The organism is Staphylococcus edaphicus (assembly GCF_002614725.1).
Taxonomy (GTDB): Bacteria; Bacillota; Bacilli; order Staphylococcales; family Staphylococcaceae; genus Staphylococcus; species Staphylococcus edaphicus.
This window is the reverse complement of sequence record NZ_MRZN01000013.1, coordinates 61,257-73,132: the sequence shown is the minus strand read 5'-3', so window position 1 is coordinate 73,132 and position 11,876 is coordinate 61,257. Positions and strand designations below refer to the sequence as shown.

Genomic DNA, 11,876 nt, shown 5'->3' with positions numbered 1-11,876 from the left:
AAACAATATAAAATGCGAAGTCAAACAATAGAGAGAAGATTTGGTGATGCAAAAGAGCAGCATGGTATGCGATGGACGAGATATAGAGGACATGACAAAGTTTCCATGGATACCACGCTAATTTGTGCTGCCATGAATCTTAAAAAAATCGCAATGTGGCTAGTAAAAGGCCCGGTAATGGTCTGAAAGACCACTGCTTTTTTGAAAAATAACTATATAAATAAAAATAAACAAACCTTACGCATTAATTTGCGCAAGGTTTGTCTACGTTCTGAAGCAGTTAGATGAATTTAACATCTAACTGCTTTTATGTGTCAAAATTTATTATAAACACCGATTTTACAATGTAAAACCGGTGTTTATATTCACGTTGTCTCGCAACGTTAGTCTTTTACGGGCATATAAAAGGGGATATTTTTGAAAATGATCAATCCAAATAAGAACGAAATATGTGTGGGGGGGAATGTCTTATTTTTGGTATTGATAATCATTTTCAATTACATTATACAACACTGAGAATGATTGTCAATTGAATTTCAATAATTTTTTCAAAACTTTATGAAATACCTTTTTTAGAAATTAGTTGCACTGATTGACTTACTGTTTTAAAACATTACGTATTTTTTTATACAAAGACTTTCTACAAAGCGGTATTTAATATAATATATAATTTGAGGTGCTACATATGACAAAAATCTTAATAGTGGAAGACGAACAAAATCTTGCACGATTTATAGAACTTGAATTAAAACATGAAAATTATGAAGTGGATATTGAATATGATGGAAAGTCCGGTCTAGATAAAGCATTATCAAATACGTATGATTTAATCCTGTTAGATTTAATGTTACCTAACATTAATGGTTTAGAAATTTGTCGACAAATACGTCAAAATCAATCAACACCTATTATTATAATCACTGCTAAAAGTGATACATATGATAAAGTTGCTGGGTTAGATTATGGTGCCGATGACTATATAGTTAAACCATTTGATATTGAGGAGTTGCTTGCAAGAATCAGAGCTATGTTACGCAGACAACCACAAAAAAACATAATCGACATCAAAGGTATTATTATCGATAAAGACGCTTTTAAAGTTACAGTCGACGGTCAATCTCTAGATTTAACAAAAACAGAGTATGATTTATTGTTTTTACTAGCTGAAAATAAAAATCATGTGCTACAAAGAGAACAAATTATTACTGATGTCTGGGGATACGATACAGAGGTAGAAACAAATGTTGTTGATGTATACATTCGCTATTTAAGAAATAAATTGAAACCATTTGGCAAAGATAAATGTATAGAAACTGTCCGTGGTGTAGGGTATGTGGTAAGACAATGAAACAGCGTAAACTTAAAACTAAATGGATGATGATTACAACAACTATTACATTTTTAACAATTTTTCTTTTTAGTATAATTATCATTTACTTTCTAAGTAGTTCATTAAGACATAACGAATTAAATGAAGCTGAGCGAAGCTCCGAAGACATAGTTAAATTATTTGAATCAAAACAAATCGAACATATTACACCTTTAGATTTAAATGCTTCCTTAGGTAATTTCCAAAAAGTTATGTTATTTAATGAAAATGGCCATAAATTAATGGAAACGTCTAATGATAACGCTATTACGTTTTCTCCGAATATTGTACCTAAAGATGTTAATCATGTAGCAATTAAAAGTAATAATAAAACAGACTATCTCATCATCACAGACCATATTGAGTCATCTAAATTTAATGGATATAGTGTAATCGTACATTCTTTAGAAGATTATAAAGCACTTGTAAACTCATTATATTTTATAGCATTAATATTTGGAGTCATTGCAACTTTTATTACAGCGATTATTAGTTACTTTTTTTCTTCCCAAATTACTAAACCTTTAATATTAATGTCCAATAAGATGCAACAAATTCGAAGAGATGGTTTCCAAGAAAAAGTTGAATTAACTACAAATTATGAAGAGACGGACAATTTAATTGTGACATTTAATGAGATGATGTTCCAATTGGAGGAGTCGTTTAACCAACAAAGACAATTTGTAGAAGATGCGTCGCACGAATTACGCACGCCATTACAAATTATCCAAGGTCATCTCAACCTAATCAATCGTTGGGGAAAAAAGGATGCCGCAATTTTAGAAGAATCTTTAGATATTTCATTAGAAGAAATGACTAGAATAACAAAACTAGTAGAAGAACTGCTGTTACTTACAAAAGATAATAACAATAGTAGAGACGGAGAAATCGAAAATGTAGAAATCAATCAGGAAATCGCGTCTCGCATTAAATCATTAAAACAACTTCATAAAGATTATACTTTGAATTTGATGCTTATCCTAAACCATTAAATATAAAAATAGATCGATATCAATTAGAGCAAATGCTCATAATATTTATTGATAATGCAATGAAATATGATCAAATCAATAAATATATTAAAATACAAACTAAATTGAGAAACAAACAAATATCTATTGAGATTACCGACCACGGTGTTGGTATTCCTAAAAAAGATATTGAGTTTATCTTTGATAGATTTTATAGAGTAGATAAATCACGCTCTCGTAAACTAGGCGGTAATGGACTCGGTTTATCTATTGCCAAAAAAATTATAGAGCTTAATCATGGGTCTATACATGTGGATAGCGAAGTAAGTAAATATACTACATTTAAAATCACATTTTAATCTTCAAAATTAAATCCATTCAAGATTATTGTTCAAGAATATTATATGTTACTCTAAATTATATAAAACTTAGTAGCAGAACCAAATTAAATGTGGTTCTGCTTTTTTTAATAAGTGAGTTATTGGTACTTTAATTTGTATATAATAAGTGCTATTATTGATTTGTAAGCGTTTCAACTATTTTGTGGAGGGTGTAATATGAGCAACGAAAGTCAGGTTTCCGAGGCACCTGTAAATTTTGGAGCAAATCTTGGTTATGTTTTAGACTTATATGACATATATCTAAGCGATCCTAGTGCAGTTCCAGAAGATTTACAAGTCCTATTTAGTACTATTAAAAACGGTGAAGCAAACATCGCAACAAATACAGATAGTCAATCAAATGTGACTAAAGGTGATAGCACGATTAAACGTGTGATGCGCCTAATCGATAATATTCGTCAATATGGGCATTTATTGGCAGATATTTATCCTGTTAACCGACCTCAAAGAGAAAACGTACCCAAATTAAACATCGAAGACTTTAACTTAGATAAAGAAACACTAGAATCTATTTCAGCAGGTATTGTGTCTGAACATTTTAAAGACATATACGATAATGCTTATGAAGCAATTGTACGTATGGAAAAACGTTACAAAGGCCCAATCGCCTTTGAATATACGCATATAAATAATAATCGTGAACGCGTATGGTTAAAGCGTAGAATTGAAACACCATACAAAGCAACATTGAATGATAATCAAAAAATTGAATTATTTAAAAATTTAGCTCATGTTGAAGGTTTTGAAAAGTATTTACATAAAAACTTCGTAGGTGCAAAGCGCTTCTCTATTGAAGGTGTAGATACTTTAGTTCCAATGCTTCAACAAACATTAAGAATCGCTAGTGATGAAGGTATACAAAACATACAAATTGGAATGGCTCACCGCGGTAGATTAAACGTATTAACACATGTATTAGAGAAACCATATGAAATGATGATTTCTGAATTTATGCATACAGATCCAATGAAATTCTTACCTAAAGATGGTAGCCTTCAATTGACTTCAGGTTGGACCGGAGATGTTAAATACCATCTTGGTGGTGTCAAAACAACGGAATCTTATGGTAGTGAACAACGTATTTCATTAGCGAATAATCCAAGTCATTTGGAAATCGTCGCACCAGTAGTGCTTGGCAAAACACGTGCCAATCAAGATACAACTGATAAACCAGGTGAAGTGACCACTGAATTCAAAAAATCAATGCCAATTTTAATACACGGTGATGCTGCTTATCCAGGTCAAGGTATCAATTTTGAAGCTATGAACCTAGGTAATTTAGAAGGTTATTCAACAGGTGGTTCACTTCATATTATTACAAATAACCGTATTGGATTTACAACAGAACCAGAAGATGGTCGTTCGACAACTTACTCTTCTGATGTAGCTAAAGGATATGATGTGCCAATTATGCACGTCAATGCCGATAATGTTGAAGCAACGATTGAAGCGATTGAAATTGCAATGGCATTTAGAAAAGAATTTAATAAAGATGTAGTTATTGACTTAGTTGGCTATCGTCGTTATGGTCATAATGAAATGGATGAACCATCTATCACAAACCCACTACAATATCATGAAATACGCAAACATGAATCCGTTGACATCCTTTATGGCAAGCAACTCGTAAATGAAAATATAATTTCTGAAGACCAGATGAATCAAATTTTTGATGACGTTCAAAAAACTTTACGAGCAGCTCATGATAAAATTGATAAAAACGACAAAATGGATAATCCAGATATGCAAAAACCAGATAGCTTGGCCGAACCTATCCAAAGCGAAGATAAAGCAGTTAGCTTTGAACATCTTAAAGAAATAAACGATGCATTATTGTCTTATCCTTCGGATTTTAATGTACTAAAGAAACTTAATAAAGTATTAGAAAAACGTAAAGAACCATTCGAAAGCGAAGAAGGACTAGTTGACTGGGCTCAAGCAGAGCAATTAGCCTTTGCAACGATAACTCAAAATGGAACACCAATACGCTTAACTGGTCAAGACAGTGAACGTGGTACATTTAGTCATCGTCATGCCGTATTACATGATCCTGACACTGGCGCACAGTATGTTCCACTACACAACGTCCCAGACCAAAAAGCAACATTTGAAGTACGCAATTCACCATTATCAGAAGCTGCAGTTGTTGGTTTTGAATATGGTTACAACGTCCAAAACAAATCATGTATGACAATTTGGGAAGCACAGTATGGTGACTTTTCAAATATGGCTCAGATGATATTCGATAACTTCTTATTTAGTTCTCGTGCAAAATGGGGAGAGCGTTCAGGATTAACATTATTCTTACCTCATTCTTTTGAAGGACAAGGACCAGAACATTCTTCTGCACGTTTAGAGAGGTTTTTACAACTTGCAGGTGAAAATAACTCAACAATTGTAAATTTATCAAGTTCTAGTAACTATTTCCATTTATTACGCGCACAAGCTGCCAATTTAGGTACACAATCAATGAGACCTTTAGTCGTTATGTCTCCTAAGAGTTTATTGCGTAATAAAACTGTTGCAGACCCTATCAATAAGTTTACATCTGGTAAATTTGAACCAATCTTACCAGAAGAACATGATAAATCATCAGTTAAAAAAGTTATTTTGGCATCAGGAAAAATGTTTATTGATTTGAAAGAGTATTTGGCGAAAAATCCAAATACGTCTATATTACTTGTTGCAGTAGAAAGATTGTATCCTTTCCCAGCAAATGAAATCGATACATTGTTAAACGAATTGCCTAATCTAGAGCATGTTGCTTGGGTACAAGAAGAACCCAAAAACCAAGGTGCTTGGTCATTCGTTTATCCTTATCTAAAAGAACTAACAACAGACAAATACGATTTAAGTTATCACGGTCGTATACAACGTTCAGCACCTGCTGAAGGTGACGGTGAAATTCACAAACTCGTTCAAAATATGATAATAGAACAAAGTACAAACATTAACTAGGGGGAAGTTAAGCATGCCAGAGGTAAAAGTTCCAGAATTAGCAGAATCAATTACAGAAGGTACCATTGCAGAGTGGTTAAAACAGGTCGGTGATAGTGTTGATAAAGGAGAGGCTATCGTAGAATTAGAAACTGACAAAGTTAACGTTGAAGTCGTCTCAGAAGAAGCTGGTGTTCTTCAAGAATTACTAGCGAATGAAGGCGACACAGTGGAAGTAGGTCAATCAATCGCTGTAGTAGGTGAAGGTAGTGGTAATAACGCTTCAGAAGCGCCTGCTAAGCAAGATGAATCTAAAGAAGAAACTAATGCATCTACTAGTGATAAACAATCACAATCTGCTGAATCAACAACAACTAATTCTGATGATAAATCGCAAGATAACAACCAACGTGTCAATGCAACACCATCAGCGCGTAAATATGCACGTGAAAAAGGCATTGATTTATCTGAAGTAGCTGCTGCATCTAATGATGTAGTTAGAAAAGAACATGTTGACCAAAGTCAAAATCAGTCAAACTCACAACAATCACAACCAGCTGCTAAAGAAGAAACTAAAAAACCAGCACAACAAAATCCATCAAAACCAGTCATCAGAGAAAAAATGTCTCGTCGTAAGAAAACAGCTGCTAAAAAGTTATTAGAAGTATCTAATAACACAGCTATGTTAACAACATTTAATGAAATTGACATGACAAACGTTATGAATTTACGTAAACGTAAAAAAGAACAATTTATTAAAGATCATGATGGCACAAAACTTGGTTTCATGTCATTCTTCACAAAAGCCGCAGTAGCTGCATTGAAAAAATACCCTGAAGTCAATGCTGAAATCGATGGAGAAGATATGATTACAAAACAATACTACGATATTGGGGTAGCCGTATCTACAGAAGATGGCTTGCTTGTACCATTCGTTAGAGATTGCGATAAGAAAAACTTTGCTGAAATTGAAGATGAAATTGGCAACTTAGCTAAAAAAGCACGAGATAAAAAATTGGGCTTAGATGATATGGTGAACGGATCGTTTACAATTACGAATGGCGGCATCTTTGGTTCGATGATGTCTACTCCAATCATCAATGGTAGTCAAGCCGCAATCCTTGGTATGCACTCCATTATTACACGTCCAATTGCTATCGATGCAGATACAATTGAAAACCGTCCAATGATGTATATAGCATTAAGTTATGATCATAGAATTATTGATGGTAAAGAAGCAGTAGGATTCTTAAAAACAATCAAAGATTTAATTGAAAATCCAGAAGATTTACTATTAGAATCTTAATCCACAACACAAAATAGTTTACTAACCCTAATACAACGACGCTCAGCGTCGTTGTATTTTTATGTATTTATGCATTTCTGAGAATTTGCCCCAAAATTGTCCTATAGCATGATTGTTTTCAGTTATAGCAATTTAAATAAATAGAATCTCATAATAAAAAGCACCTATAAAAAATAGGTACTTTGAGCATAATTATTGAACTAATCTTAATTTTTTATTTTCGCTAGCATTATTTTTAAAGTCTTTGTCATATGCTTCTAACTCATTAATCAAGTTTTTAGCCATGTTATCAGTTACATGTGTGTATATCCTTAATGTCATATTGCTATCAGAATGATTCACACGCTCTATAGCCGTTATATCACTCATATCGCATACATCACGCACATACTTAAACACTGAAATTAATCTATTCTCATGTGATTTCACTCGTGATTGACTAACAGTATTAGCCCATGTTCGGTATGATTTTACAGTGCTTTGTTTTTAGTTATCAGACTTCACAGCACGTTCTAATCAATCACTCATGGCATCATGTAGAGTAAGGTTTTTCAATTCTATAGTGCTTCTATTATTAAATTTCACCTCTATTTTCTTCTGTAATAGCTTTTTTTCCTCATTTTGATATAGTTTGGTATCTTTTGTTCATGATTATAGAAACTCCGCGCCATTTGCTTGTGAGTGGGTCAATATACTTCTCATAGAACTCATAAAGTTTTATCCCAGATTTACTTACTTTATCTTTTACATAAGATAGAACATACCCACTTCAATAAAGGAGCAAAGGAGGTAATATATATCGAAATAGGCATCATACATAACGACGATTTATGTACAGTGTACAACGATAGAAAATGTATTGAATTGGATAAGTGAGATTATAATGATGTTAGTGACGTACTAGAAGAATCCATCAAAGATAAAGTACGTCAGCAATTCAGATTACCACAAACTACTTTGGATAAGTTGAATTTGTACAATGAGAAGAATACATATTTGTATGCACCTCAAAAAAGCAAAGATACTACTAAACCAGTGAACATAAACAAAATTCAGTACATTAGTGCTAATCGTACACCAGACGAAGAAATGGAACTACAACATCAGTTAGCACAAAGTAATCGTGAAACAAGACAACGAGAGCAACACGCAATTGAAAAGAGTAATGGTAATCAAATAAGAGTAAATACTCATAGCTTAAAATAAGGAGGGCAACCATGAATTATAGAAGTATGAATGGTGGTAAGGTTACGATTAATGGACAACAAACACCAGACATTTATAAAAAAGGTGAGCAAAAGCCCGTAGTTAGGACACAAGCACCACAATACATTGATAATAGGAAAGATACACCAATTCAATATTTGAACTAATTATGACGCCTCACATTAAGTTGTAGGACTTTTATTTAAGGATTTATATTTTGTTATAAAAAATAAGCATAATACAACAGTTATGAAATAAAATCAAACACTTAGGAAATAATAAATCGCTTACATTATAAAATTATATAATATATTTGAAATAAATAATTAAGTAGAGGAGATGGAATGATTTTGAAAAAATTATTATTCGCAACTTTGGCTACAGGCGCTTTAACACTAGGATACGCAACTGCTCCATATGCAGATGCAAAAGAAGGAGAAAACCCGTCGCAAGACGGTCAGTCTACAAATTCTAAGATGCAATATTTTTCAAACCAAGATTTATTTGACCAATTAGAGAAAGACGGTTATGATATTAACGATATTTATACAAAAGAAGAAATTAAACAGTATAAAGCAGAAGACCAATTACGCGCTGGAAAAACTACTTTTGTAGACCACGGTAACGGTAAAGCTACACTATACTTATCATCAGCATATACTAAAGCTATAGCATGGTCAGGCGCAGCTGTTACCGGTGCAATATCAGGATTAATAGGCGGTCCTTTAGGTGGTTCTATTGGTAGTTTCCTAGGTGCTATGGCTAGTTCAGCCCTAGACACAAGTAAAGGTGTTTATATAAATATGAAATCTGTAAAAAATGCCGCTGGTAATTACGTGTTTCAAGGTACTAATTGGGGTTATCAATAAAAAAGAGGTGATTTTATGACTCTTAAAAATTCATTGAGGTTCGGTATAATTATGGCATTAGTTATGTGTACAATGTTTTATATTTTCCCAATGCCTGAAACGTTAGTAGGGAGAACGGTATTTTGCCTGATAATAGTTGGTGTTGGTTTATTACTATCGTATTTTATATTAGGAAAAGAAAATATGAAAAGAAAATGACACATTCACTTTGAAGTTTTTAACCACGTTATTAAATAGAATAGCGTGGCTTTATTATTAATAAATGTATTGTATGAATATAGACAAGTACAGAAGTGTTCACATCTAAACGCAGATTTGCGTTATGACTAAATCAAGACATTATTTCTTTGCCCCATAGAAGGCATTAATCATGGATATTCATACACATTCATTTATGAAGTAGCTGATTAAAAACCGCTTCACATCAACTTTTTAATATGTATAACTATAGAATATATTCTATCTAAATCCAGAAGATTTACTATTAGAATCTTAATCCACAACACAAAAGAGTTTACTAACCCTAATACAACGGCGTTCAGCGTCGTTGTATTTTTTAGTTTTTAGTATCTCCAAATAATAAAACAGTTATGTATTCAAATTAATAACTAAGGATTATTGCAAACGTTACAACATATAAGTGTTATATTTAAGATAAACAACGCGTTAAATCTGAGTAAACGAATGTTATGAAAGTTTATTATTCACAACAGTGATAACCAGTACTTTTACATCTTCGTAAGATATAAAAATACAATCACATATAACATGTATTTTAGATTAAAAATTATTTAATGAATTGGAAAAAGGTAGGAGGATCTATTGTAGTAAAATCCTCAAATATTAATATATTTGAAAATTAAAAAGCGTTCAACTATGTGGAGTTTCTATAATTATAAAAATAGCACACGTACAGGCGATATATAATGCAGAAAATATAAAGCACAGCTAAAACATTAAACTTTTTAGCTGTGTTTTATATTAAGAGTATTAAGAAAGTAATTAAAAATTCAAAAGCGATTACAATAAAAATATATCCTGCCAGTTTATTTTGCTTTTTAAAATAAGTATAGCTAAGAATAAACATAATAAAAAACAAAAGAATACTTGATATACATTTTTGTACGTATATCACATTAAATACTATGAGCAAGTTTATTACAAATAGTATTAATGAAATAACTAATAACAATTTTTCAAAATTATTCAATGTTCTTTTTTGTTCCATTAAAAACTCCTTAATAATATTAAAGTAGCAAATGTTTATATACATGCTAACATAATACTTTAAAGAGTACCGATTCGCTAAAATAAATTTTTATTTAAAGCGCTTTATGCTTCAATAAATGTGTATTTGTTCAAGTTACATATCTATATAAAACATACAGAGTGTCTATACCAAACTGATACGAAAATTCATGGTATTCTTGGTGCATAAAAAACTAATCCTTTTTACCAAATTGCATATATAATTCATTGCGCAATTGTTCGCACATGTAGATTTATATTAACTTATCCATAAAAAAAGCATCAACGACAACAGAGATTGACGTTGATGCCTTCATGTTTAATAATGAATCACCATATTTAATCGAATTGAGTCATCATGTTCATTAACATAATTATGAAACATATTCGCATTAAACTTTATAGACTCATCCTTTTTAATGATGAATTGCTCATCTGCTATTTTAAGCTTTAATGTGCCATCAAATACAGTTATGTATTCAATCGTACCAGATCCGTGCGGTTCACCACGCATTGCGCCTCCAGGTTCAATAATAACCATATAACTTTCGAATTTTTTCTCAATGTCAAATTTGAAAAAGGGATAAACTCTGTATTTAGCATCATCTGATGCTAACGGCTGTATATCATGCATTGTTATTTTTCTTATAATCTCACTGTTATCTTGTGTGAGTTCAGTAAATGATATTTTTAAACCATTAGCTATTTTCCAAAGTGTCGTTATAGACGGTATAGATTCTTTACGCTCAATTTGTCCTAACATCGTTTTACTCACATCAGTAAGATATGATAGATGCTCTAATGAATACCCATTTTGTTTCCTGTAAAGCTTTAAATTTTCAGCAATGATATCATTAATTTCTTTCATTATTAAAATACCTCCCTTTACAATATAACGTACACGAAGTACACTATAAAGCACAAACGTTAAAACGTCTTTTCGTGCTTTATAACGTTTCGTACAATAGGGGGGAGCTGTATCGTATTACTTAATATGATAATTTTTGGTGTTATAGCAAGTTTCACACTAGCCCCAAATAATATTATGGCTTTGTTTTTCTCACAACATATAATTTTTAAGAAAACCTTACGCATTTCATATGGAGTTGGTTTAAGATTTTTAGTTTTACTGTTTTTGTCTAATATATTCAACGAATCACGCAATACAGTTTTTCTAAAATTGAAATGTTCATGAAAACTTTTGCCTTCATCTATCTGCTTTATTTAGCTTATAAAATGATAAAAAGTTCAATTGGTGGCCCTAAAAAAGCATTTGATGCTAAATATAGCAGTATCAAATATGCAATGCTACTACAATTCATTAATCCTAAAGGCATCATCTATGCATTAACTGTAATATCAACTTTCGTGACACCTCACTATATAACTTGGCTTTCTCAAATATCTTTAGTCATTATATTAGCGTTGGTTGGCTTTCTTGGAACGCTTTCTTGGGCCTCTGTAGGTTCTCTATTAAATAAATGGATAGCGAAACATGAATTACCCTTTAACATCGTCATGTCCTGCTTCTTAATTTATATAGCATTTAGTATCGTTTTACATTAACTG

The 11,876-nt window shown here is 31.9% G+C and carries 10 protein-coding genes and 1 pseudogene; 9 read left to right on the top strand and 2 right to left on the bottom strand.

The features are described from left to right. From BTJ66_RS08795 to sucB, 5 genes and pseudogenes are all read left to right on the top strand, one after another. On the top strand, nucleotides 1-186 hold a 186-nt coding region (locus BTJ66_RS08795), incomplete at its 5' end, for a transposase (protein WP_193433004.1). A gap of 499 nt (nucleotides 187-685) precedes the next feature. Next, entirely contained in the window at nucleotides 686-1,348 is a 663-nt protein-coding gene (locus BTJ66_RS08790; protein WP_099090592.1) for a response regulator transcription factor, read from the top strand. Then, a pseudogene (locus BTJ66_RS08785) lies at nucleotides 1,345-2,699 on the top strand (HAMP domain-containing sensor histidine kinase). Before BTJ66_RS08790 ends, BTJ66_RS08785 begins: the two are co-directional and overlap by 4 nt. A 198-nt stretch (nucleotides 2,700-2,897) precedes the next feature. Next, nucleotides 2,898-5,699 carry a 2-oxoglutarate dehydrogenase E1 component gene (locus BTJ66_RS08780; protein WP_099090591.1) on the top strand — a complete coding sequence of 934 codons (2,802 nt, stop codon included), beginning with the start codon at nucleotides 2,898-2,900 and terminating at the stop codon, nucleotides 5,697-5,699. Between the two features lie 13 nt (nucleotides 5,700-5,712). Further along, entirely contained in the window at nucleotides 5,713-6,984 is a 1,272-nt protein-coding gene (sucB, locus tag BTJ66_RS08775; protein ID WP_099090590.1) for a dihydrolipoyllysine-residue succinyltransferase, read from the top strand. A 192-nt stretch (nucleotides 6,985-7,176) separates the two neighbouring features. Here the strand turns inward: sucB and BTJ66_RS13575 are convergent, their stop codons facing one another. Then, entirely contained in the window at nucleotides 7,177-7,353 is a 177-nt protein-coding gene (locus BTJ66_RS13575) for a hypothetical protein (RefSeq protein WP_238597617.1), read from the bottom strand. A gap of 588 nt (nucleotides 7,354-7,941) precedes the next feature. Here BTJ66_RS13575 and BTJ66_RS08770 point away from each other — a divergent pair. The 3 genes from BTJ66_RS08770 to BTJ66_RS13640 all read left to right on the top strand — a co-directional run bounded on the left by BTJ66_RS08770 (nucleotide 7,942) and on the right by BTJ66_RS13640 (nucleotide 9,059). Next, a complete protein-coding gene (locus BTJ66_RS08770; protein ID WP_153043330.1) occupies nucleotides 7,942-8,190 on the top strand; it encodes a hypothetical protein in 249 nt (82 codons plus the stop codon). Between the two features lie 11 nt (nucleotides 8,191-8,201). After that, complete coding sequence (locus BTJ66_RS13570; RefSeq protein WP_161940548.1) at nucleotides 8,202-8,357, top strand: hypothetical protein; 156 nt, start codon at nucleotides 8,202-8,204, stop codon at nucleotides 8,355-8,357. A 177-nt stretch (nucleotides 8,358-8,534) separates the two neighbouring features. Next, a complete protein-coding gene (locus BTJ66_RS13640) occupies nucleotides 8,535-9,059 on the top strand; it encodes a hypothetical protein (protein WP_099090588.1) in 525 nt (174 codons plus the stop codon). A gap of 1,567 nt (nucleotides 9,060-10,626) precedes the next feature. Here the strand turns inward: BTJ66_RS13640 and BTJ66_RS08750 are convergent. Then, the gene (locus BTJ66_RS08750) at nucleotides 10,627-11,175 is read right to left on the bottom strand and encodes a helix-turn-helix domain-containing protein (protein WP_099090585.1); all 549 of its coding nucleotides are present in this window, start codon (nucleotides 11,173-11,175) and stop codon (nucleotides 10,627-10,629) included. Between the two features lie 368 nt (nucleotides 11,176-11,543). Between BTJ66_RS08750 and BTJ66_RS13860 the strand changes: the two genes are divergently transcribed. Beyond that, on the top strand, nucleotides 11,544-11,873 hold the full coding sequence (locus BTJ66_RS13860; protein ID WP_238597616.1) for a LysE family translocator: 330 nt from the start codon (nucleotides 11,544-11,546) through the stop codon (nucleotides 11,871-11,873). The last annotated feature ends 3 nt before the right edge of the window (nucleotides 11,874-11,876 follow it).

What these genes read in the sequence shown, in the direction of transcription:
- BTJ66_RS08790 (WP_099090592.1), top strand. Translation starts at nt 686, where the DNA reads ATGACAAAAATCTTAATAGTGGAAGACGAACAAAATCTTGCACGATTT.
- BTJ66_RS08780 (WP_099090591.1), top strand. Translation starts at nt 2,898, where the DNA reads ATGAGCAACGAAAGTCAGGTTTCCGAGGCACCTGTAAATTTTGGAGCA.
- sucB (WP_099090590.1), top strand. Translation starts at nt 5,713, where the DNA reads ATGCCAGAGGTAAAAGTTCCAGAATTAGCAGAATCAATTACAGAAGGT.
- BTJ66_RS13575 (WP_238597617.1), bottom strand. Translation starts at nt 7,353, where the DNA reads ATGAGTGATATAACGGCTATAGAGCGTGTGAATCATTCTGATAGCAAT.
- BTJ66_RS13570 (WP_161940548.1), top strand. Translation starts at nt 8,202, where the DNA reads ATGAATTATAGAAGTATGAATGGTGGTAAGGTTACGATTAATGGACAA.
- BTJ66_RS13640 (WP_099090588.1), top strand. Translation starts at nt 8,535, where the DNA reads ATGATTTTGAAAAAATTATTATTCGCAACTTTGGCTACAGGCGCTTTA.
- BTJ66_RS08750 (WP_099090585.1), bottom strand. Translation starts at nt 11,175, where the DNA reads ATGAAAGAAATTAATGATATCATTGCTGAAAATTTAAAGCTTTACAGG.
- BTJ66_RS13860 (WP_238597616.1), top strand. Translation starts at nt 11,544, where the DNA reads ATGATAAAAAGTTCAATTGGTGGCCCTAAAAAAGCATTTGATGCTAAA.